Genomic DNA, 23,566 nt, shown 5'->3' with positions numbered 1-23,566 from the left:
TTAGCTACTGATAGCCAAAATTGACTATCAGTAGCTAAAACTCGTTATATTTTTAATCTCGAAATCGTCCAAAAATTTGAATAGATGTTTTCTCCAGAAGTCTTGCTTATAATGAGTAAAATTGTAAAAATCTCAGGAGCAATTTATTGAAAGAGTAATCTTAAATGACGTCTGTTCAAGACAATTATCTAAAAATTAAAGTACGCATAGAGGAATATGCTCGCAAATATGGTCGTGCTTCTGACGAGATCTCTCTCATCGCAGTTTCAAAAACCTACCCTGTAGAATCGATCCAGACCGTGTATGAAGCGGGTTGTCGCAATTTTGGTGAAAGCCGTGTTCAAGAAGCCTTACAAAAGCAACCCCGTTTGCCTTCCGATATTCAATGGCATCTGATAGGCTCTTTGCAGCTTAATAAAGTTTCTAAAATTGTGGGGAAATTTACACTCATTCATTCTGTCGATAGCTTTGAGTTAGCCAAAAAAATTTCTGAGACAAGCTTAAAGCTGGGCGTTCAAACTTCTATTCTTCTTCAGGTCAATACATCTGGTGAATTGACAAAGCATGGATGGTCGGGCGAAGCGTGCCAAAAAGATTACGAGCACATTCTTTCTCTTTCTGGAATTTGTGTAGAAGGACTCATGACAATGGCTCCTTTCTCTAATGACGAACAGGCAGTGAGAAACTGTTTTCAAAAGTTGCGCCTATTGAAAGAGCGGTTGAGCATTTCTGGCGGGCGGCTTCTCCCTCATTTATCAATGGGAATGTCGAATGACTTTGGTTGGGCGATTGCCGAAGGGGCTACGTTGTTGAGGATTGGAACTGCCATTTTTGCTAATTGAAAAAGAATATCTTTAAAGGATAATGGTATTGTGACCACTTTAATAAATTTTGAATCTTTACATTTTTTAGAATTAGAATTGATTCGATCCATTCATGCATTCAGAGCACCGTTTATGGATAATTTCTTTACGCCCTTTGACTTTTTTGATCGAAAAGAATTTTTCTTGATTTTGATTCCTACGATGTGGTTCTTAAGAGGGTGGAAAGCAGGTCTAAGCTTAATGTCTATTTTGTTAATCAGTGGTTTGACGAATTCAGCATTAAAGGAATACTTCTCATCACCTCGGCCTTTTCATATAGATCCTAGCCTGGGAATTATTCAAGTAAGCGGCTATGGATTTCCAAGCGGGGCTGCTCAGACAGTTATTTTGCTATCAGGCATTTTATTAAGTTATTGGAAAAGTTCTTTGATGTGGTTCATTGCAACTATTTACGTTTTATTCGTGTCCTTTTCTCGTGTGTATTTAGGTATTCACTTCCCCAGTGATATCATTGTCGGATGGCTTGTCGGTTTATTTTTGTGGAAATTTTATACGTATATGCAGCCTCTTATTGAAAGATGGTTAACAAACTTTCAATCTCACTTTCTAATTAGGTAGAATAATGAACGAAACCTTGCCCTGTTTTTCAGCTTTAGCCCAGACCATTGCAGTGGGAAATGTTTATGTGCATTACAACAAGGGGTTACGATATAAAATTCTTGGAATCGCCCGCCACAGCGAATCACTTGAAGAACTAGTCGTTTATCAGGCTTTGTATGGGGAAAATGCCATTTGGGTTCGTCCTCTTGGAATGTTTCTAGAGAATGTTGTCATAAATGGACATTCTCGCCCTCGATTCAAATTAGACAGCTAATTATCTTTTCATTTTATCTGCAATCAAAGTTTTTGAACCAGCAGCTTTAATAAGAGCATTTTATATACTTAATTTTCGACAATGTCTCTTATGAATTTTTCTGCTTATGGATCAGAAATTTGATCTAATGAAGGTAGATGCTGAAGGTAGATGCGTGCCATTTTCTTTGATATTTTCTAAAATTTTTTCCCAGTACAGTTGCTCCTTAACATTTCCTGTAGATTTGTACAGCCCCTTAATAATTCAACAGCTTCGATGTATGGGACTATTGCTATGGCTTGTTTAACAAGTGATATCGCTTCTTTTTCTGTTATCGGAGGCTTATCGGGTGCAATACAGCATCTGGCCATAACAACTAATAATTGAGGTGGAGGTATTTGTACTTTTTTAAAAGTTATAAGCAGCATATCTTTCATCGTATTTTAAAATAATATGATAAGCATATCCAAGCAGGGCATCATATTCCAGCTTGAATTCCATTCCTTAGGATATTTTTGTCTTAATTCCTCTAAACAAATGCTGCGTATTTTTGCAGGGATTCATCCCATTCATCGTTGTTCAGCATGTTACAAGCCATATGTAAAGCTTCATTGATATCAAATCAAAGGGGCTATGTGCACAAGCCATTTGTTTTAACTTTGAGTATTCTGTTTTTATTCATTATTTTGTTATCACCTAAGCATCTTTTAAAAATGTTAAATTGGCTTCTAAATATGTTTCAAATCCCATTCTAATGGGCTGCTATCTTAGCTTTGTATGGGTAATGAAGAAGCTTTTAGAACGAACAAGTAAAACTACGAGAAAATGACATCGATCAAATAGTTAAAAAAAGTATTGTGTGAATGTCCAGGTCAAATAAATTCCTCATTTTGACAGATAATGGATATTGCCCTATAAAAGCCTAATTAATTGAATGAATTAAAAACATTGCATCAACGACTATCTCGAGGTTATCTCATCATGGCGCAAAAAAGAAAATATAATGCGAACATAGGCTTTGCTATTGCTGTGCTCGCTGGACTCTTGGCAGGTTATATGAATTTGCCGTGGATAGATCAAGGAGCTTCCATTGTTTCAGAGATTTTTATTAATTTACTTAAACTTGTCAGCCTTCCTATTATTTTTCTCTCTATTGTAGCGACAGCATCAGGTATGAAGAGTGCGCATGACATTCGTTTTATGGGATTAAAGGTCCTCAAATATACCTTAATGACAACCATTTTTGCCGCGACTGTCGCACTCATTTTATACGTTTTAATTGATCCAACAAGCTCTCAGATAGCTGTTCAGTTTACTGATGCTCCGAAGACTAATCAGACTGGTTACTTAACCTATTTGCTAAATGCTATTCCAAGCAACATCGTCCAGCCATTCAGTGAAAACAATGTGATCGGGGTCCTTTTCTTAGCCATGCTATTCAGCTTTGCAACACTAAGTTTACCAAATGATAAAAGAGAATTACTCCATTCCTTCTTTTCAGGTCTTTATGCAGCGATTATGAAAATTACGACTTGGATTGTATGGTTAATGCCTTTTGCAATCTTTGCTTTTTTGACATTGTTTATTCGTGATATGCGTGAAGGACTTGAAATCAAAAGTTTAGCACTTTATCTGTCTTGTGTTGTGATCGCAAATCTTGTACAAGGATTGCTCATTTTACCTGTATTTTTAAAGATCAAAAAGATCTCTCCTTTTCAAACAGCTAAGGGAATGTTTCCGGCGTTATCCTTGGCATTCTTTTCAAAATCCTCAAGTGCAACATTGCCTTTAGCAATGAAATGTGCGGAAGACAGACTCAAAATATCCAGAGAGGTTGCTGGTTTTAGCTTCCCTTTATGCACGACAATCAACATGAATGGTTGCGCGGCCTTTATTTTAACGACTGTTTTATTTGTCTCGATGAATGCTGGAGTTGTGTTTACGCCGATTGAGATGATTGCATGGATTTTTATTGCGACAATTGCTGCTGTTGGGAATGCAGGAGTTCCAATGGGATGCTATTTTCTTGCGAGTGCGTTCTTAGCAACGATGAATGTTCCTTTAAATGTATTAGGGGTTATTCTCCCTTTTTATACGTTAATCGATATGCTTGAGACTGCAATCAATGTGTGGTCGGATTCTTGTGTGACAACGGTTGTCCATCATGAAATCGCTGAATTGGCTGCTGCAAAAAATGAGCAGGGCACGCCGTTCCCAAATTTAGTGCAAGGTTAATTTAAAGAGGCTTTCTGTAGAATAGGCATTGAGACAGGGATGTCATTCAAGGTCTTCTTGCTTTATTCTGCATGTATGCTAAAATGACGCTTCATTTATATTAGTTAAATTTTAGGTAATCCAGTGAACGAGACAACTCAATATTCCTTTTTTCCTTCGGATAAAAATGAAGTAATTGCACTTCTTGGAAAAGATTTACTTCTGAAAGCACTCACACATATGCTGGCAATTCGCAATTTTGAAATTCGGGCAGAATCTGCTTATCTGCAAGGCAAAATTGGAGGTTTTTTCCATTCTTATATCGGGCAAGAAGCGATTCAGGTTGCCGCTGTTCAAGCTTTGGGACAAGAAAACTGGTACATTACTTCCTATCGTTGTCATGCACTTGCTCTTCTACTGGGAGCAACACCAGAAGAAATTATGGCAGAGTTATATGGAAAAGCAACGGGAAATGCACGTGGCCGTGGAGGTTCAATGCACCTTTATGCGAAAAGGCTGTTAGGAGGTTTTGGAATTGTTGCTGGGCAAGTGCCTATCGCGACAGGGGCGGCTTTTCAAATCAAATACAGTGGACATAAAAATGAGGTGGCGATCTGCTTTTTAGGCGATGGGGCTGTCGCGCAGGGGGCTTTTCACGAATCCTTGAACCTTGCTTCTTTATGGAGCTTACCTTGTATTTATGTGATTGAAAATAATTTTTGGGGAATGGGAACGGCTGTAAATCGCGCTATTTCATTTAAAAAATTAGCTGAGGATATCGCTCCAACCTATAATATGAAAGCCTATACTTTTGATGGGATGGATTTTTTCAATTGTTACGCGGGATTTTCGCATGTTTATAAGGAAGTTGTGGAGACTGGACGTCCTGTCTTAATCGAAGTTTTAACAGAGCGTTTTCGTGGTCATTCGATTTCTGATCCTGGGCTTTATCGTACAAAAGAACAATTGCAAAAGTCGATGCAAAGGGATCCGATCTTATTGATGCAGCATGCCTTGGAAGAACATCATCTGATTGATAGTGAAGAATTCAAAAAAATTGATAAAGAGTACCGCGAAAGAGCGATTGCAGCGATGAAATATGCCGATGAAAGTCCGTGGCCGAATCCCTTATCAATTGAGGAAGATGTGTATGCCCCTTCCGAAACTCAAACTTAAAAGCATTTACAGGAATTATTCTGCATGAATACCCCGAATACTCAAGTAATTGAAATGAGAGAGGCTTTAAGGCAAGCTCTTGATGAAGAAATGGCGCGAGATCCAAATGTCTTTATTATGGGTGAAGAAGTCGCCGAGTATAATGGAGCTTATAAGGTCACAAAAGGTCTTTTGGATAAATGGGGAAGTAAGCGAGTGATTGATACACCCATCTCCGAACTAGGATTTGCAGGCCTTGGCATTGGAGCAGCCATGACTGGATTACGTCCCGTTGTTGAATTCATGAGCTTTAATTTTTCATTTGTGGCCGCTGATCAATTGATTTCGAATGCCGCAAAAATGTATTACATGTCCGGAAATCGTTTTTCGGTCCCGATTGTTTTCAGAGGGCCTAATGGGGCTGCTGCACAAGTTTCTTCTCAGCATTCACATTGTGTTGAAGCGCTCTACGGAAATTTACCTGGTTTCATCGTGATTGCGCCCAGTAATGCTTATGACGCAAAGGGGCTTCTTAAATCTGCCATTCGGTGCAATAATCCTGTCATATTTTTAGAAAGTGAACTGGATTATGGAGATAAAATGGAAGTTCCCATTGAGGAATATCTAATTCCGATTGGGAAAGCACGCATTGACATTCCTGGAAAAGATCTGACTATTGTTTCGCACAGCCATACGGTGAAGATATGTCGCGAAGCTGTGCGAGAATTAGCCAAAAAAGGAATTCGTGCAGAATTAATCGATTTAAGAACAATTAAGCCGCTAGATATTGGATTGATTGCGGAATCAGTAAAACGAACCAATCATTGCGTGTTGGTTGAAGAGGGCCACATTTTTGCTGGAATTGCAGCAGAAGTTGGATTTCAGATCATGGAGCATTGTTTCGACTATCTCGATGCTCCCATTGAAAGAGTTTGCCAACGAGAAACTCCCATGCCTTATTCGAAAGTCTTGGAAAAAGCGACATTGCCGTCTGTTGAGAGGGTTTTGGCGGCTTCTTATAAAGTGATGAACCTGTAAAGAGGAAAAAACAAATGCCATTTACTTTGACTATGCCAAAACTTTCACCAACTATGGAAGAAGGAATGATTGTTAAATGGCATAAAAAAGAAGGGGATCGCGTTAACGCTAATGATGTGTTGCTAGAGGTAGCAACGGATAAGGCAACGGTTGAGCACGGGGCTTTAGATGAAGGGTGGTTACGCAAAATTATCGTGAAAGAAGGGGAAGAAGCCAAAGTTAACCAACCTATTGCTATTTTCACAGCAGAACAAAATGAAAGCATCGAGGGTTACAAGCCCGAGGGATTGCAGCCGGAAACGAAAGCTGTCCAAGAAGAATCGAAGGCTGAAGAAAAAACGGACGTTCCTGCTGAGGCTAAGGGGGGTGTGGGATCCATTAGACAGCCCTCATTTGTGCCAGAGCCTCCGCTTGAACATTATGAATTTGAAGGTGTCACAGAAAATTCTAAACGTGTTTTATCATCACCTCTTGCTCGCAAGCTTGCGAAGGAGCGTGGGCTAGACCTGACGACGGTTAAAGGAACAGGGCCCAATCAAAGGATTATGAGCCGTGATTTGGAAAGAGCGCAATCCACGGGTGTGGTCGCTTTTGGAAGACGTGTGCAGCCCACTAAAAAGCCGGGATCGTATCATGAAGAATCTTTGACGCCTATGCGAAAGGTAATTGCTCAGAGACTTCAAGATGCCAAAACATTTATTCCGCATATCTACGTGGAGCAAACCGTAAATGCTATGCTTTTAGATCAAACACGTGACCAATTGCGTAACGTCGATGTGAAGGTCTCTTTTAATGATTTTGTGGTGAAGGCCTGCGCTTTAGCGCTTGTCGAACATCCAAATGTCAACAGTGGTTTTAATTCTGCAAATCAAACGATTATTCGTTTCGATACGATCGATATTTCCATCGCTGTGAGTGTTTCAGGTGGACTAATTGCACCCATTGTACGGCATGCGAATTATAAAAATTTGGGAGAGATCTCTCTGGAGATTCGACAGTTAGCCAGAAGGGCCAAAGATGGCAAGCTAGACGCGTCAGAATATAAAGGTGGATCTTTTACTGTTTCGAATTTAGGCATGTATGGCGTAACTGCTTTTAAAGCGATTATTAATCCACCCCAAGCGGCTATTTTAGCTGTAAGCGGTATTCAAAATGTCCCTGTGATTCAGAATGGGGTAGTTGTTCCTGGAAAAATCATGAATATTTGCCTGTCAGCTGACCATCGAGTGGTGGATGGTGTGGCAGCAGCTGAATTTGTGAAAACAGTTCAAAAATATCTAGAAAATCCAGCGTCCCTTCTTTTTTAATGTCAAAGCCTCAAATTATCTTGATTTGAGGCTTCTTTTTCTTGAAATCTAATTCTTTCTCCTGTAACTAAAAGTGTAAATAATTTTTAGGAGGAAGCTCTATGGCAAAAATGCGCGCAATTCAAGTCAGTCGTCCAAATGGTCCTTTTGAGTTTGTTGAGCGAGATATTCCAGAACCGGGTGAAAGAGAGGTTCGCATTAAAGTCCAGGCATGTGGGATTTGTCATAGCGATTCTTTCACTAAAGAAGGCACATTTCCAGGTGTGACTTATCCACGTATTCCCGGTCATGAAGTTGCTGGTATTATTGATGCTCTTGGTTCGAAAGTTAAAAATTGGAAGGTGGGTGAACGTATAGGGATTGGATGGTATGGAGGGCATTGTGGTTACTGTGAGTCTTGTAGAAGAGGCGATTTTGTTACGTGCAGTCAGCTTTCTATATCTGGTGTGACTTATGATGGGGGATATGCAGATTATATGATTGCTTCTGTGGATGCTTTGGCCTTAATCCCGGAGGAACTTTCACCTGTAGAGGCTGGTCCTTTAATGTGTGCTGGGATTACTACCTTTAATGCATTAAAGAACAGTGGAGCGCGTGCAGGAGAGCGTGTTGCTATTCTTGGTGTTGGTGGTCTAGGGCATTTAGCGGTTCAATTTTCGGCTAAAATGGGATTTCATACTATCGCGATAGCGCGAGGAAAAGACAAAGAGGCTTTAGCCAAAAGATTAGGGGCACATGATTATATTGATAGTTTAGAAAAAAATCCCGCTAAGGAGCTTGTGAGTTTTGGGGGAGCGAGGGTAATCTTATCGACGATAACCGATGCTAAGGCAATCGAATCAACTCTTCCAGGACTCAGCACTAATGGAAAATTCATCATCGTAGGAATCCCTCATAGTCCTATTTCAATAACTGCTGGAGCGCTTATTTCCGGAAGACGTTCTATCGCAGGATGGCCCTCAGGTACTTCGATAGATTCTCAAGATACAATGTCATTCAGTGCTCTAACGGGAGTGCGCTCCATGAATGAGATCTATCCCTTTGAGAAGGTAGAAGAAGCCTACGAAAAAATGATGAGCGGAAAAGCTCGTTTCCGAGTAGTCTTAACAACCGGACATTAAGAAGTCAAGGTCTTGAGGCCATACTAGGATATAACTCTTCAGCGGTTGGGGCTGAAGCCATAACTTGTTGAAGACGTATTATAAATCATAAATGGTCATTTTTGTATCAAAGTAAAGGGGTTAGAAACAAAATGATGGGGTAATCTTTTTTTATGAATGAGGAAATTCAAAGGGGAGAATAAGAAAATTAATTCTTAATGGAAATTGAGTGAATCCTTATGCTTAAGCTTTATCCATCTACCCATAGGGGAACGCATGCGCTTGTCTACCTTGTATATGATTTTTTTATGCCTGCTTTTTTCAATCTCGAGTTGGGCTGACGAGGCCTCAAGCTCAGATGTAAAGCTTCACGTCCCAGCTAATTCATCTGCTTCTCAAAGTAAAGCAACGGAACCTTCCACTTTTGATGAGGTTTTCCAGCAAGAGTTAAAAAAAGATGAGGGAGAAGGGGATTCTCATTTTTGGAAAAATTTTATTTACATGCTCTTTGTCCTGGGGCTTCTTGTGTCGATGCTGCTATTTCTCTCATGGGCTATGAAAAAAATGGTCTACACGCGTCTATTGCAGGATAATGCGACAAGTATGATTAAAATACTAGATCGTCGTTCTTTAAGTCCAAAATCGATGCTCTATGTTGTGGAAGTGGAGGGGAAGCAGCTCATTCTTGGGGAATCTTTACACGGTGTAACCAAATTGGCTGAGAAAAATTTGGCCTCCGATTTTTCCATTGCGGATGAAGAAACTCAAGAGTCTTTGAAAAAATTAAGTGATAAAAGAAATGGGTGAAACTACAAGATTTTTCTAATGCTTTTTTTAAAAAAATATAGGGATAGGGCAATCCCGCAAACGCCAGCTAAAAGGAGGCCTAGCCCTAATAAAATCATGGATACTCCTGGAATGATTCCAACAATTGTGATGCAGGAAACGATCCCCAATTTAAATGTGCTGACTGCTGATGAGATGAGAAGGCTCGATCCGATTAAACTAGCAAGGCCGGTAACTAAAAAGAAAGTGCGTGTCTTTTTCGAAGGGTGTGCATCCTTGGGGAAAGAGTGGTGCGTGGAGTAGTTAAAAGATTTTGATGATGGAAAGAAAATAGACATAGGCTGAAAATAAGTATCCCGTTTTAAGGAATCTATATCTATTTTTCTTCAATCCTGTAAAGAGTTATTTGCAAGGCCCGAAGTAATGAACTCGACGTTCATCAAACCAGTCATAACATTTAACCCCTGTCATCCCAGCGGAAAAAACAGAAAAGCCTACAAAAACAAATGTGGCGACATAACTAGCCGCGAAAACAATTGCCAAAGGAATTGTTAAGGGGAGTCCGACTGAAATGACAAATGCGGTTCCTCCTGCCACTGCTGAAGCGATGAATGCCGTTGCAAAAAATACAGTGGCAATTGTCGAGATTGTTGTAATCACAGCCCAAAGAGCGGTCTGGACTTTAGGTGTTTTTGGGAGGTTCATAATGAAGTCAAAGGGGGCTTTGAGATTCAATTTAAACTTGTACATGGTATCTACTTTCTTTAAATATGATTGCCTGATGGTAGCTCGTTCAAAAAATATTGGCAAGACCTAAAAAAAATTGGAGAATTCAAAAAAAGTTGAGTTGCGCTTGACATTTAATGAATTTGTGTTACTCTCATTCTCAGTAAATTTCGTTTCAAAAAAAGCAACCCAAGAAACTATGCCAAAAGAAGATACCCTTAAACTAGAAGGTACAGTAGAAGAGCTACTGCCTAACATGACATTTCGCGTAACTTTAGAAAATGGATTGGTCGTGATCGCTCATTTATGCGGAAAAATGCGAATGAAGAATATCCGTGTCCTCGTAGGGGATAAAGTGAATGTTGAAATGTCTCCTTACGATCTAACCAAAGGGCGCATTGTATTTCGTCAAAAATAAGGCAAATAAAAAAGCGTAAAAATGGTGTTGATTTTTTTTGTCAGAAGCCCTAAACTCACAAGCTTTCGAGTTTAGAAAGAAGCAAGACAAGTTTGACTTGCCCAGATAGCTCAGTGGTAGAGCACTTGCATGGTAAGCAAGCGGTCGTAGGTTCAATTCCTATTCTGGGCAGAAAGTAAAGATTAAGTATAAAAAGCACTGTAGCCAAATGGAGGAAATCAAATGGCAGCAAAAGAATCCTTTAAACGTAGCAAGCCGCACGTCAATATCGGGACAATTGGCCACGTTGACCACGGTAAAACAACGCTAACAGCCGCAATCACCAAAGTATTAGCTGAAAAAGGTGGAGCGATTTTTAGAAGTTACGACTCAATTGACAAAACGCCTGAAGAAAGAGCTCGTGGTATTACAATTAACTCAACTCACGTTGAGTACGAAACAGAAAACCGTCACTATGCGCACGTAGACTGCCCAGGACACGCCGACTATGTTAAAAACATGATTACGGGCGCAGCTCAAATGGATGGTGCAATTCTCGTTGTGGCAGCGACAGACGGTGCGATGCCTCAAACTCGCGAACACATTCTTTTGGCGCACCAGATGCAGGTTCCTGCGATTGTTGTGTTCCTTAACAAAGTGGATATGCTTAGTGAAGGTGATGAAGAGCTTTTAGATCTCGTTGAAATGGAGATTCATGAGCTTCTCGAAGCAAAAGGTTATAAAGATGCTCCAGTTATTCGTGGTTCCGGACTAAGAGCGCTTGAAGGCGATCCTAAGTATGTGGAAGCGATCCATAAATTAATGGATACTGTAGATGCGTTTATTCCAGAGCCTGCTCGCGAAATCGACAAAGCGTTCTTAATGCCTATCGAAGACGTGTTCTCTATTTCTGGTCGTGGAACAGTGGCGACAGGTCGTGTTGAGCGTGGGATGGTTAAGTTGGGCGATAAGCTTCAGCTCGTTGGTCTCGGCGATACGCGTGATGTTGTTGTAACAGGCTTGGAAATGTTTAACAAGACTCTTGATGAAGCTAGAGCTGGTGAAAACGTGGGTATCTTGCTTCGTGGTGTTGATAAAAACCAAATCCAGCGTGGTATGGTTCTTGCTGCTCCAGGTGCTTGCACGCCGCACACTAAGTTTAAAGGGCCTGTTTATATCCAAACTAAGGAAGAGGGTGGACGTCATAAGCCATTCTTTACAGGATATCGTCCTCAGCTTTACATTCGCACAACGGACGTAACAGGAACTGTTGAGCTTCCTAAAGACGTTGAAATGGTGATGCCTGGCGATAACGTTGAGATGATTATCGAGTTGATTCAGCCTGTTGCAGTTGAGAAAGGGATGCGTTTTGCGATTCGTGAAGGTGGCCGAACAATCGGTGCTGGAACAGTTTCCGAAATCATTAAATAATTCAACTGGAAATCATTTCAGGTTTCTGATTAAATTTACAGAAGACCATCTTTTAGATGGTCTTCTTTAAGGGTGTGTAGCTCAGTTGGTAGAGCTGCGGTCTCCAAAGCCGCCGGTCGGGGGTTCGAGTCCCTCCGCACTCGTTTGTTTTTTTTATTTCGAGTTGGATTAGATCGATAAGATAAGTGAGTCGACTGAAAGAAAATCAGTTGATTTAATTCTTTCGAATCGAGTAAACTTAATTTCTTCCCGAAACCAAAAAAGACGTGTATTAAGCAATTCATAGCGAAAACTTTTCGGGGGTAAATGTGAACACCATGGAAGTCAAAAAAACGCAACATGTGTCTGAGGCCTCTCCGAAAGAAATTCCTGTCAGCAGTAAAAAAACTCTCAGTTTTTTAGATGACATAAAAGCGGAATTTCAAAAAATTACCTGGACGAGTCAAGAAGAACTTCTCGCGTACGCAAAAATCGTAGTTGGGGCAACCTTTGTTTTTGGGATCGGAATTTATATGATGGATGTACTCATCCAAAGTTTTCTCGCGGGTTTGGGAAATGTTGTGCATTTAATTGCAGGGTAACGCTAAGTCAAACTAAACATTTCAACTGGCAAGGATTACGGTAAAAACAATGCATAAATGGTACGTCGTTCAGGCAATCTCTTCGCAAGAAAAAAAAGCGAAAAAAAACCTTGAAGAACATCGTGAGCACAAAGGGATGAGCGAACTCATTGAACGAGTCGTTTTGCCCATCGAAAAAGTCTCAGAAGTAAAAAATGGCTTGCAAAAAGTCGTCGAAAAACGTCTATGGCCCGGATATTTACTGATTAAGATGACACTAACAGATGAATCTTGGAGCTATGTAAAAAATACAATCGGTGTTGTCGACTTTTTGGGTGGTGATCAACCCGCTGCTTTAACTGAAAAAGAAGTGGACGAAATTCTTAAAGACCTTGAAGACAAAAAACAAACCGTTACTCAGCGCCACAAATTTAATGTGGGCGACCGCGTAAAAATCGTAGATGGTGTGTTTGTTAACTTTATTGGAACTGTGACGGAAGTCTTCCATGATAAAGGGCGTTTAAGTGTTCTCGTTTCCATTTTTGGTCGTGATACACGTGTAGATGATTTGGAGTTTGTTCAGGTTGAAGAAATTTCACCGGATGCAGAAAACACATAAAAAAGATGCGTTAGCAGTTGCCTCGCTGTAAACGCCTAATATAGAGATTGAGGGTTTATGTCTAAAAAGATTGTTAAAGTGATTAAGCTGCAAATTCCTGCAGGCAAAGCAAACCCAGCACCACCAATTGGTCCGGCTTTGGGTTCTGCTGGCGTCAACATCATGGCGTTCTGCAAAGAGTTTAATGCGAAAACACAAGCGATGGCTGGAGATATCCTGCCAGTAGTGATTTACGTTTATCATGATAAAACGTTTACATTCATTTGTAAAAAGCCTCCTGTTGCTGAAATGCTTAAAAAAGCAATGGGCATTGAAAAAGGGTCTGCTATTCCTAACCGTAACAAAGTAGGTAAGATCACACGTTCGCAAGCAAGAAAAATTGCCGAAGCAAAAGTGCAAGATATGAATGCTAGCGACCTAGAAGCTGCTACAAATTGTGTATTAGGAACAGCACGTTCTATGGGAATTGAACTCGTCAACGAGTAAAGAAGGTAAAATGGGTCGTCCAAGTAAAAGAATTCGGGAGATTGCAAATACATTTGATGTTCGCAAGACATACAGTGTTACAGAAGCAATCGAGATGTTAAAGAAATGCCCAACGGTTAAATTTGATCAGTCCGTTGACATCTCTTTAAAACTAGGCGTTGACCCTCGCAAATCAGACCAAAGCGTTCGCGGAACTGTGTCACTACCGAATGGCACAGGTAAATTAATGAAAATACTTGTTTTTGTTAAGGGCGATAAGGTTAAAGAAGCCTTAGCTGCTGGTGCTGACTTCGCGGGTAACGAAGAACTTTTTGAAAAAGTTAACGGGGGCTGGACTGATTTTAATGCAGTGATTGCAACCCCAGATATGATGAGAGATGTAGGTAAATTAGGTAAAGTTCTCGGGCCCCGAGGCTTAATGCCTACTCCTAAAGCCGGAACTGTCACAAACGACATTGTTAAGGCGATTAATGAACTCAAAGCCGGTAAAATTGAGTTTAAAATCGACCGTCATGGTGTTGTGAACTGCATGGTAGGGAAGCTTTCATTTGCACTCGATAAGCTAGAAGAGAATATTCAAAGCTTTCTCAGTGCAGTGCAAAAAGCTAAACCAGCGGCAGCTAAAGGGGAATTCCTAGCGTCCATGGTCATTTCTTCCACGATGGGACCTGGATTTAAAATCGATCTACGTAAAGCCGTTGGTTCATCATAAAGGAGTAAGTGAAAGATGAGAAAAGAAAAGCAACTTCTTTTGGATGAAATCAAAGGGCAAATCGAAAATTTTGATTCCTTTGTGATCATCAATTACATGGGATTAACTGCAAACGCAGCTGCCGATTTCCGTCGCAGGGTATCAACACTTGGCGGAAACCTGGAAATGGTAAAAAAGCGTGTTTTAGTACAGGCTGCCGACTGCGTAGGAATCAAATTAGATCTTGAAGCTCTTCCAGGTCACATTGGAATTGTCTTCGCAGGTCAAGATCCCATCGAAACCGCAAAAGTTGTCTTCAAATTCAAAGACGAAAACAAAACCATTAATGTAATGGGTGGTCGTTTTGATGGAAGAATGTACAACAGCGAAGATGTTGAGAAATTATCCAAATTGCCATCTATGGATGAGATGAGAGCACAGTTACTGAGTGTCTTCGAAGCACCACTGTCGCAAACCTTATCGGTGATGGAAGCCATCGTAACAAGCGTTGTGTATTGCTTAGACAACAAATGCAAGCAAGAAAACGACGAGAACAATTCATTAACAGAAGCTTAGTAATTTAGTGAGGTAATATCGTGAGCAATAAAAAAGAAGAACTCGTGGAGCAGCTCAGCCAATTGACAGTTTTAGAAATGGCGGAGTTGAAAACTGCCCTAGAAGAAAAATGGGGAGTTAAGGCAGCAGCAGCGGCAGCAGTTATGGCTGTAGCGCCAGCAGCAGCAGCTCCAGCAGCAGCTGAATCAACAGATTTCCAAATCACACTTGAAAAAGTAACTGATGACAAGAAAATCAGTGCAATTAAAGTTGTGCGTGAAATCACAGGTCTTGGATTGAAAGAAGCAAAAGAACTTGTTGAATCAACTCCAAAAGTTATAAAAGAAACAGCTCCTAAAGCTGAAGCTGAAGAAATCAAGAAGAAAGTCGAAGCAGCTGGTTGCAAAGTTACTTTGAAAGGTCTGTAAGATCTACTTCTAGTATGCAATAACCCAGAATCATGGCCATAAAAAGCTATGATCCTGGGATTTCGGCATTTAATCAAACGGCCATAAGCCCGTAAATAAATAATGTTCCAATTCAGATCTTCTTCGCTAAGAAGAAAATCTCAATTGTTATAGTATTTCCTTGCAAACGCTCATTTAATAAGATAGTGAACACGGAGGCATGCCCCCAAATTCACCTGTGAGTAAAGTTTTGCCAAGGTCAATGTCCTAATTCAAGCTATACCAGGGAGTCCTTCATCATGTTGCAAAGGCCGCCGCATCGGGTGAGTTTTGTTGAAAAGGAAGAAATTATTGATCTTCCCAACCTCATTGAGATTCAAGTCAAGTCATACAATCAATTCTTACAAGCAAACTTGTTCCCAAATGAACGGGAAAATATTGGTTTACAAGAAGTTTTCAACGAAATTTTTCCTATTAAGTCATACGACGAAAAAACGACCCTGGAATTTTTGTCATATAGCCTGGGAGTTCCAAAATATATTCCTGATGAATGCATCAGAAGAGGAATCTCCTATAACGTAACTTTGAAAGTTAAGTTTCGTTTGACGGATGAAACAGGGATTAAAGAGGAAGAGGTCTATATGGGGACCATTCCTGTTATGACCGAAAAAGGAACGTTCATTATCAACGGCGCTGAAAGGGTTGTTGTCTCCCAGTTGCACCGTTCCCCAGGGATTTGCTTTGAGCAAGAACGCCACATGCGCGGAAATTGGATTTATTCCTTTAGAATCATTCCTTACCGTGGTAGCTGGTTAGAAGGTGCTTTTGACTCAAACGATTTGATTCATATTTACATCGATCGTAAAAAGCGTCGTCGTAAAATTTTGGCAACAACATTTATTCGCGCATTAGGTTACTCAACGAATGCAGACATTATTGAAGAATTTTTCAGTACGCGCAAAATAAAATTGAAGAACGACAAAGATCTTTCCGATTTAGTTGGAAAAATTTTGGCGCAAGATGTTCTCGATGAAGAAAGTGGAACTGTCTTTGGAAAAGCGGGTGAAAAACTTACAACAGCTATGCTTAAACGCATGATTGATGCCGGAATCGATGTAATTCGTATCGCAGAAGATGCTGACGAAGCAAGCCCTATTATTAAAATGCTTTCCAAAGATCCAACAGATTCATACGAAAGCGCGCTTAAAGACTTCTACCGTAAGATTCGGCCCGGTGAACCCGCGACATTATCTAATGCACGTTCTGCGATTATGCGCCTTTTCTTTGATCCAAAACGCTACAATTTAGGACGTGTTGGTCGTTATAAACTCAATTCCAAATTGGGTCTTGAAATTGGTGATGAGCAGCTTAAAACTGTGACATTGACGAAAGAAGATGTGATCGGTGCTTTAAAATATCTCATTAGTTTGAAACAGAACAAAGAAGATACGTATGTCGATGATATCGACCACTTAGGAAATCGTCGCGTCAGATCAGTTGGTGAATTGATTCAAAACCAATGCCGTATTGGATTGGCGAGAATGGAGAAAATCATTCGTGAAAGAATGAACTTATTTGATTTCTCTTCAGATACTCTCACCCCAGGAAAAATTGTTTCAGCGAAAGGCCTATCTGGAGTTTTGAAAGACTTCTTTGGTCGTTCACAGCTTTCTCAATTTATGGACCAGACGAACCCTATCGCCGAATTGACGCACAAACGTCGTCTATCCTCTCTTGGACCAGGTGGTTTAAATCGCGATCGTGCAGGCTTTGAAGTACGTGACGTTCACCCGAGCCACTATGGACGCATTTGCCCAATTGAAACACCGGAAGGACCAAACATCGGTTTGATCACCTCCTTGTCCTCTTTTGCAAAAATTAATGAATTTGGATTTATCGAAACTCCTTACTTAATCGTGAGAGAAGGTGTTGTCACAGATGAAATTGAGTACATGACAGCTGACCAAGAAGAACGTTGTGTAATTGCACAAGCTTCGGCTGTTCTCGATGAATTCAAAATGTTTGCTGAACCGATTTGTTGGGCGCGTTGGAGAGGTGAGCCTTTAGAGATTGAATCCTCTAAAATCACGCATATGGACGTTTCCCCAAAACAATTAGTCTCAATTGTAACGGGGCTCATTCCGTTCCTCGAACACGACGATGCGAACCGAGCTTTGATGGGTTCTAACATGCAACGCCAAGGTGTGCCATTGTTAAGACCGCAAGCTCCGATTGTCGGAACAGGTTTGGAAGCACGTGCTGCACGCGATTCGGGTGCTGTTGTGATCGCACATGAAGACGGGATTGTTGAATACGTAGACGGCCTGAAAATTGTGATTTCTCCAACAGACAACCGTTTGGATAAAAAGACTTACTACCTGAAGAAATTTTTGCGTTCAAACGCGGGAACTTGCATTAACCAGCAACCTTTATGCAATATTGGCGATGAAGTGAAAGCGGGTGATGTGATTGCGGATGGGCCAGCAACAGATAAAGGGGAAGTCGCTCTTGGAAGAAACGTACTCGTCGCTTTCATGCCATGGTTTGGATATAACTATGAGGATGCGATCATCATCTCTGAAAAGCTATTGCGTGAAGATGCTTATACTTCGATCTACATCGAAGAATTTGAACTGACAGCACGTGATACAAAACTTGGAAAAGAAGAGATCACACGTGATATTCCAAACGTATCAGATGAAGCGTTGCTAAACCTAGGTGAAGACGGGATTATCCGCATCGGTGCAGAAGTTAAACCGGGTGATATCCTTGTCGGAAAAATTACACCAAAATCAGAAACAGAACTCGCTCCTGAAGAACGTCTATTACGTGCGATCTTTGGTGAGAAAGCGGCGGATGTTAAAGATGCTTCCTTAACTGTTCCTCCTGGTACAGAAGGGGTGGTCATGGATGTAAAAGTGTTTAGTCGCAGAGACCGTTTATCCAAAACCGATGATGAACTTGTTGAAGAAGCTTCTCGCTTAAAAGATATTCAAAAAGAATTCAAACAAAAGCAATCTGAACTTCGTACTGAGCGTCGTGAAAAAATTGGAGCTCTCCTCCTTAACGAAACAGCACCGGGAACAATTGTTCACCGTAAGACTGCTGAAGTGGTTATTGAAGAGGGAATGCTGATTACACAAGATTTGATCGAAGAACTTGAGAAAGAGAATGTTGAAGATCTCTTAATGCCAGACAATCAAATTTATAATGCACTTAAGCAATTCTTGCACGACTATGAAATTGCAACGCAAACTCTTGAGACGCAATATAAGACTGAAGTTGAATTCATGCGTAAAGGAGATACAGATCTTGATCCAGGCATCATTCGACAAGTGAAAGTCTACGTAGCCTCAAAGCGTAAATTGCAAGTTGGGGATAAAATGGCTGGCCGCCACGGAAACAAAGGGGTCGTTTCTAGGATTGTTCCAGAAGCTGACATGCCTTTCTTGCCAAATGGTGAGTCAATCGAAATTATTCTTAACCCGTTAGGCGTGCCTTCACGTATGAACATGGGTCAGCTTTTTGAAACCCACCTTGGCTTTGCTGCAAAGAAACAAGGAATCAATGTGAAGAGTCCTGTTTTCGAAGGATTCCCCGAAAATAAAATTTGGGAAATGATGGAAAAACAAGGGATGCCATCAGATGGTAAATTTTACCTACATGATGGTTGCACAGGGGATCGATTCGATAGCTCCGTAGTTGTAGGTTACATCTACATTCTTAAACTCAGTCACCTTGTCGCGGACAAAATCCACGCAAGAGCGGTTGGACCTTACTCGCTTGTGACACAACAACCATTGGGTGGTAAAGCTCAAATGGGAGGTCAGCGTTTCGGGGAGATGGAAGTGTGGGCTGCAGAAGCTTACGGTGCTGCGCACTTGTTGCAAGAATTGTTGACAGTGAAATCCGATGACGTCTCGGGTCGTACGCGTATCTATGAGTCGATTGTAAAAGGAGAAAACCTCCTACAATCCGGAACTCCAGAATCCTTCAATGTATTAATTAAGGAAATGCAAGGTCTAGGCCTTGATATTCGTACAGAGACGGTCTAACACTAATGTATATCAAACGATGTGACGTGTGAAATTTATTCACCACAGAGGTCACAGAGTACACAGAGAACTACTACCGCAAATTATGAGCCGCAAAGCTCTGTGTAGTCTCTGTGCACTCTGTGGTTAAATAGACACACATCGCGACTGTTAAAAAATAAATGCCTCTTTAATGCCTGTGCATACGGCCAATTTATATAGGAGACATGCATGTCAGAAAATAATCAGCAAGACGGGCAATTTGACAAGCTGACAATTAAGATTGCCTCCGATGAGGTCATTCGGAATCAATGGTCTCACGGCGAAATTAAAAAGCCTGAAACAATTAACTATAGAACTTTTAAACCTGAGAAAGGTGGTCTTTTTTGTGAAAAGATTTTTGGACCTACTCGCGACTGGGAATGCGCGTGTGGTAAGTACAAAAAAATTAAGCACAAAGGGATTGTTTGCGATCGTTGTGGTGTAGAAGTGACTCTATCAAAAGTGCGCCGCGAAAGAATGGCACACATCGATTTAGCAGTACCTGTTGTTCATATTTGGTTCTTCAAAACAATGCCTTCACGTATTGGTAACGTTTTGGGAATGTCTTCTACAGATCTCGAGCGCATTATTTATTACGAAGAGCATGTGGTTGTCGATCCAGGTCAATCAGATTTGGAGAAAAAACAACTCTTAACAGATGCTGAACTTAGACAAGCGCAAGAGAAATGGGGAAGAGACGCTTTTGTGACCATGATGGGTGGTGAAGCGATTCGTGAATTACTGAAATCTGAAGATTTGCATGGTCTCCTCGTCGATTTGAAAGAGAAATTGCGTAAATCCAAATCTCTACAAGCTAGAATGAAGCTAGCAAAACGTTTGAAAATTGTGGAAAGCTTTCTTTCCTCAGACAACAGACCCGAATGGATGGTGATGTCCTGTGTTCCCGTGATTCCACCCGAACTCCGTCCTCTCGTTCCATTAGATGGTGGTCGTTTTGCTACTTCTGACTTAAACGATCTGTATAGACGTGTCATCAATAGAAATAACCGTTTGAAAGCAATTTTAAAGCTTAAAACACCAGAAGTTATTGTTCGCAACGAAAAGCGAATGCTGCAAGAATCTGTAGATGCGTTGTTTGACAATGGTCGCCATGGTCATCCAGTAATGGGTGCTGGAAACCGTCCTCTAAAATCTCTTTCTGAAATGTTGAAAGGGAAGCAAGGGCGTTTCCGTCAAAACTTGTTGGGTAAACGTGTAGACTACTCTGGTCGTTCGGTTATTATTGTTGGTCCAGAATTGAAGTTCAATCAGTGCGGTTTGCCAAAATTGATGGCTCTTGAACTATTCGAACCTTTTATTGTTAAACGTTTGAAAGATTTAGGATATGTTTACACAATCCGTTCAGCTAAAAAAATGATTCAAAGACATGCACCAGAAGTTTGGGACGTGTTAGAAGACATTATTAAAGGTCACCCTGTACTGTTGAACCGTGCACCTACTTTGCACCGTCTTGGTATCCAGGCGTTTGAACCTGTTTTAATTGAAGGTAAAGCGATTCGTATTCACCCTCTCGTTTGCTCTGCGTTTAACGCTGACTTCGACGGTGACCAGATGGCTGTTTACGTTCCTCTTTCTGTAGAAGCTCAGCTAGAAGCTAAGTTGCTCATGATGGCTCCTGATAACATCTTCTTGCCATCCTCTGGACGTCCAGCTGCTGTTCCTTCTCAGGATATGACTTTGGGCCTTTATTACTTAATGTGCGATCCTCTTTACATTCCAGAAGATCACGGATATAAAACACGTGTTTTCCGCGATTCTCAAGAAGTATTGATGGCATTGGCATCTTCTGAAGCTCGTCAAGACCGCAAAGGTGCTCAAGGTTCAGATCAGTATGGTCTACATATTCATGAGAAAATTAGGCTGCGTACAGAAAATGGAATTATTGAAACAACACCAGGTCGCGTATTGTTTAATACAATTGTTCCTCCTGAGCTTGGTTTCCAAAACTATAGTATGCCCAAAAAGAAAATGGGCGACTTGGTCATGCGTTGCTATAAAAAAGTGGGCTTGGAAGCGACAGTTCGCTTCTTGGATAACTTGAAAAACCTTGGATTCTTAGAAGCAACTAAAGCGGCTCTTTCGATGGGTGTTTGCGATGTCAGAATTCCTGCGAATAAAGAGAAGATTTTAGAGGAAGCCCACCAACGTGTTGCTCTTGTTAAAAAGCAATATGAAGACGGTATTATTACAGATGGTGAGCGTCAATCTAAGACAATTAGTATTTGGACAGAAGTTTCTGAAACACTATCCGAGGAACTCTTTAAGCTGATTAGTGAAATTAACGACTCCCAGTTAAATCCATTATTTATGATGATGGACTCTGGTGCGCGGGGTAACAAATCCCAGATTAAGCAGTTAGGTGCTTTGCGTGGATTGATGGCGAAACCTTCTGGTGCGATTATCGAATCTCCAATTACCTCTAACTTTAGAGAAGGTTTGACTGTACACGAATACTACATCTCTTCTCACGGTGCGCGTAAAGGTCTTGCGGATACTGCGTTGAAAACGGCGGACTCCGGTTACTTGACACGTCGTCTTGTTGACGTTGCTTCTGACGTGATTATCACAGAAGAAGATTGTGGAACTTTGAATGGAATTGAAGTTTCCCCAATTAAGCAAGGTCAAGAAGAACTCCTCCCGTTGAAGGATCGTATCTTCGGCCGAACTGTTTGTGATGACGTTTATCTTCCAGGAGATAGCACAAAGCTTCTTGCTAAGATAGGCGATACATTGACTATTCTGCAAGCTGAAGCAATTGACGACTCTGGTATTGAAAGCGTTAAAATTCGCTCAGTGCTCACTTGCGAAACTAGACGTGGTGTCTGTGCGAAATGTTACGGTGTTAACCTCGCGAATGGACGTCAGGTCAGCATGGGTGAAGCTGTCGGTATCATCGCAGCTCAGTCCATTGGTGAACCTGGAACGCAGTTGACGATGAGAACGTTCCACTTGGGTGGTATCGCTTCTGCAAGCTTAAGTCCTGAGATTGTATCCGAATTTGAAGGGATTGTTGTTTATACAGACCTAAGAACGGTGCAAAATGATGATGGCCATTGGGTTGTTCTTAATAAGAATGGATCCTTGAACATTGTTAGAGACGAAGGCCGATCCTTAGATGAGTATAAAAAGTTACTCTCTACAAAATCGATTGAGTCACTTCAAACCTTTACGTTGGAATTGGGAACACGTATCCTTGTTGCTGATGGAAGTAAAGTTAAGCCTCATACGAAGATTGCAGAGTGGGAACAACACAATATCCCAATTATTTGCGATCGCCCAGGTTTTGTGAAGTACGAAGATCTCGTAGAAGGGATCTCAACAGAGCGTGATACAAACAAGCAAACTGGTCAGGTAGAGCTAATTGTAAAACAACACCGTGGCGAATTGCATCCACAGATTGTGATTTATGCGGACCAGGAATGCAAAGAGCTAATTGGTACTTACCCAATTCCATCCGGGGCGATTATATCGGTGGTAGAAGGTCAGTTCGCAACGGCAGGTACATTGCTAGCACGTCTTCCTCGCGGAGCTTTGAAAACAAAGGATATTACGGGGGGTCTTCCTCGTGTAGCTGAGTTGTTCGAAGCACGTAAGCCAAAAGATTCTGCTGAGATTGCCAAAATGAACGGGGTTGTTGACTTCCGCCTCCACAAGAATAAGCGTATTCTTGTAGTAAGAGATGAGTCAACAGGTATGGAAGAAGAACATATGATTCCTCAGACTAAACACTTAATCGTTCAACGTGGCGACCATGTCATTAAAGGTCAGCAGTTAACAGATGGTGTGGTCATTCCACATGAAATTTTGGAAATTTGCGGTGTACGTGAGCTTCAAAAATACTTGGTTAATCAGGTTCAAGAAGTTTATCGTCTACAGGGGGTAGACATTAACGACAAGCACATTGAAATTATCGTGCGTCAGATGTTGAAAAAAGTACGTATTGTCGATCCAGGTGATACAAGCTTGCTCTACGGTGAAGAAGTGGATAAGAAAGACTTTGAGAACGAGAATATGAAAGTTGCAAAAGAAGGTGGAAAACCAGCTCAAGCAGCTCCTGTCTTGTTGGGTATTACAAAAGCTTCCTTAGGAACAGAATCCTTCATCTCAGCAGCATCCTTCCAAGATACAACACGTGTCTTGACAGAAGCCGCTTGTGCAGGAAAAACAGACTACCTGTTAGGGTTCAAAGAAAACGTCATTATGGGACATATCATTCCTGCGGGAACAGGTTTCGAACGGCATAAGCGCGTGAAGAAGTTTGTTGATAAAGACCATGAAGAAGAGTTAGTCTTTGATTTTGAAAGCGTATTTTAACTGTGT

At 41.1% G+C, this 23,566-nt stretch carries 21 protein-coding genes and 2 tRNA genes; 22 read left to right on the top strand and 1 reads right to left on the bottom strand.

The window, feature by feature from the left end; all coding sequences use genetic code 11:
* The first annotated feature begins 164 nt into the window (after window positions 1-164).
* From AOM43_RS05435 to AOM43_RS05385, 10 genes are all read left to right on the top strand, one after another.
* Window positions 165-842: a YggS family pyridoxal phosphate-dependent enzyme gene (locus AOM43_RS05435; RefSeq protein ID WP_059359341.1), complete on the top strand. Its 678-nt coding sequence runs from the start codon at window positions 165-167 to the stop codon at window positions 840-842.
* A gap of 30 nt (window positions 843-872) precedes the next feature.
* Window positions 873-1,442: a phosphatase PAP2 family protein gene (locus AOM43_RS05430; protein ID WP_059359339.1), complete on the top strand. Its 570-nt coding sequence runs from the start codon at window positions 873-875 to the stop codon at window positions 1,440-1,442.
* 4 nt (window positions 1,443-1,446) lie between these two features.
* Complete coding sequence (locus AOM43_RS05425; protein ID WP_006340056.1) at window positions 1,447-1,698, top strand: DUF1653 domain-containing protein; 252 nt, start codon at window positions 1,447-1,449, stop codon at window positions 1,696-1,698.
* Between the two features lie 960 nt (window positions 1,699-2,658).
* Window positions 2,659-3,912 (top strand): dicarboxylate/amino acid:cation symporter, encoded by a 1,254-nt coding sequence (locus tag AOM43_RS05415; protein ID WP_006340058.1) that lies wholly within the window; start codon window positions 2,659-2,661, stop codon window positions 3,910-3,912.
* Between the two features lie 123 nt (window positions 3,913-4,035).
* Window positions 4,036-5,067 (top strand): pyruvate dehydrogenase (acetyl-transferring) E1 component subunit alpha, encoded by a 1,032-nt coding sequence (gene pdhA, locus AOM43_RS05410; protein WP_006340059.1) that lies wholly within the window; start codon window positions 4,036-4,038, stop codon window positions 5,065-5,067.
* A gap of 24 nt (window positions 5,068-5,091) precedes the next feature.
* Entirely contained in the window at window positions 5,092-6,084 is a 993-nt protein-coding gene (locus AOM43_RS05405; RefSeq protein WP_013925299.1) for a pyruvate dehydrogenase complex E1 component subunit beta, read from the top strand.
* A 14-nt stretch (window positions 6,085-6,098) separates the two neighbouring features.
* The gene (locus AOM43_RS05400) at window positions 6,099-7,391 is read left to right on the top strand and encodes a pyruvate dehydrogenase complex dihydrolipoamide acetyltransferase (protein WP_059359337.1); all 1,293 of its coding nucleotides are present in this window, start codon (window positions 6,099-6,101) and stop codon (window positions 7,389-7,391) included.
* Window positions 7,392-7,492: 101 nt separating this feature from the next.
* Window positions 7,493-8,512, top strand: coding sequence for an alcohol dehydrogenase (locus AOM43_RS05395; RefSeq protein ID WP_006340062.1), 1,020 nt, complete (start codon window positions 7,493-7,495; stop codon window positions 8,510-8,512).
* Window positions 8,513-8,767: 255 nt separating this feature from the next.
* Window positions 8,768-9,298 (top strand): FliO/MopB family protein, encoded by a 531-nt coding sequence (locus AOM43_RS05390; protein ID WP_059359335.1) that lies wholly within the window; start codon window positions 8,768-8,770, stop codon window positions 9,296-9,298.
* A 111-nt stretch (window positions 9,299-9,409) separates the two neighbouring features.
* Window positions 9,410-9,580, top strand: coding sequence for a hypothetical protein (locus AOM43_RS05385; protein ID WP_161792755.1), 171 nt, complete (start codon window positions 9,410-9,412; stop codon window positions 9,578-9,580).
* A 99-nt stretch (window positions 9,581-9,679) separates the two neighbouring features.
* Here the strand turns inward: AOM43_RS05385 and AOM43_RS05380 are convergent, their stop codons facing one another.
* On the bottom strand, window positions 9,680-10,027 hold the full coding sequence (locus AOM43_RS05380; RefSeq protein ID WP_006340066.1) for a hypothetical protein: 348 nt from the start codon (window positions 10,025-10,027) through the stop codon (window positions 9,680-9,682).
* A gap of 175 nt (window positions 10,028-10,202) precedes the next feature.
* On the opposite strand from AOM43_RS05380, the gene infA reads away from it, so the two are divergent.
* From infA to rpoC, 12 genes are all read left to right on the top strand, one after another.
* Window positions 10,203-10,421, top strand: a complete 219-nt coding sequence (infA, locus tag AOM43_RS05375) for a translation initiation factor IF-1 (RefSeq protein WP_006340067.1) — start codon at window positions 10,203-10,205, stop codon at window positions 10,419-10,421.
* A 99-nt stretch (window positions 10,422-10,520) separates the two neighbouring features.
* Window positions 10,521-10,592 (top strand) — tRNA-Thr (locus AOM43_RS05370).
* 51 nt (window positions 10,593-10,643) lie between these two features.
* Complete coding sequence (gene tuf, locus AOM43_RS05365; RefSeq protein ID WP_006340068.1) at window positions 10,644-11,831, top strand: elongation factor Tu; 1,188 nt, start codon at window positions 10,644-10,646, stop codon at window positions 11,829-11,831.
* A gap of 70 nt (window positions 11,832-11,901) precedes the next feature.
* Window positions 11,902-11,974: transfer RNA gene (locus tag AOM43_RS05360), tRNA-Trp, on the top strand.
* A gap of 174 nt (window positions 11,975-12,148) precedes the next feature.
* Complete coding sequence (gene secE / locus AOM43_RS05355) at window positions 12,149-12,412, top strand: preprotein translocase subunit SecE (RefSeq protein ID WP_006340069.1); 264 nt, start codon at window positions 12,149-12,151, stop codon at window positions 12,410-12,412.
* Window positions 12,413-12,461: 49 nt separating this feature from the next.
* Window positions 12,462-13,010 (top strand): transcription termination/antitermination protein NusG, encoded by a 549-nt coding sequence (nusG, locus tag AOM43_RS05350; protein ID WP_006340070.1) that lies wholly within the window; start codon window positions 12,462-12,464, stop codon window positions 13,008-13,010.
* 57 nt (window positions 13,011-13,067) lie between these two features.
* Window positions 13,068-13,496 carry a 50S ribosomal protein L11 gene (gene rplK, locus AOM43_RS05345; RefSeq protein ID WP_006340071.1) on the top strand — a complete coding sequence of 143 codons (429 nt, stop codon included), beginning with the start codon at window positions 13,068-13,070 and terminating at the stop codon, window positions 13,494-13,496.
* A gap of 10 nt (window positions 13,497-13,506) precedes the next feature.
* Window positions 13,507-14,208, top strand: a complete 702-nt coding sequence (gene rplA, locus AOM43_RS05340; protein ID WP_006340072.1) for a 50S ribosomal protein L1 — start codon at window positions 13,507-13,509, stop codon at window positions 14,206-14,208.
* A gap of 15 nt (window positions 14,209-14,223) precedes the next feature.
* Window positions 14,224-14,763, top strand: a complete 540-nt coding sequence (rplJ, locus tag AOM43_RS05335) for a 50S ribosomal protein L10 (RefSeq protein ID WP_006340073.1) — start codon at window positions 14,224-14,226, stop codon at window positions 14,761-14,763.
* 20 nt (window positions 14,764-14,783) lie between these two features.
* Entirely contained in the window at window positions 14,784-15,170 is a 387-nt protein-coding gene (gene rplL / locus AOM43_RS05330; protein ID WP_006340074.1) for a 50S ribosomal protein L7/L12, read from the top strand.
* A 278-nt stretch (window positions 15,171-15,448) separates the two neighbouring features.
* A complete protein-coding gene (gene rpoB, locus AOM43_RS05325) occupies window positions 15,449-19,204 on the top strand; it encodes a DNA-directed RNA polymerase subunit beta (protein ID WP_006340075.1) in 3,756 nt (1,251 codons plus the stop codon).
* A gap of 210 nt (window positions 19,205-19,414) precedes the next feature.
* Window positions 19,415-23,560 (top strand): DNA-directed RNA polymerase subunit beta', encoded by a 4,146-nt coding sequence (gene rpoC, locus AOM43_RS05320; RefSeq protein WP_006340076.1) that lies wholly within the window; start codon window positions 19,415-19,417, stop codon window positions 23,558-23,560.
* Window positions 23,561-23,566: the final 6 nt, after the last annotated feature.

Origin of the sequence: Parachlamydia acanthamoebae, from assembly GCF_000875975.1 — a bacterium.
Taxonomy (GTDB): domain Bacteria; phylum Chlamydiota; class Chlamydiia; order Chlamydiales; family Parachlamydiaceae; genus Parachlamydia; species Parachlamydia acanthamoebae.
The sequence above is the reverse complement of the archived record's forward strand: the minus strand, read 5'-3'. Positions and strand labels throughout refer to the sequence as shown.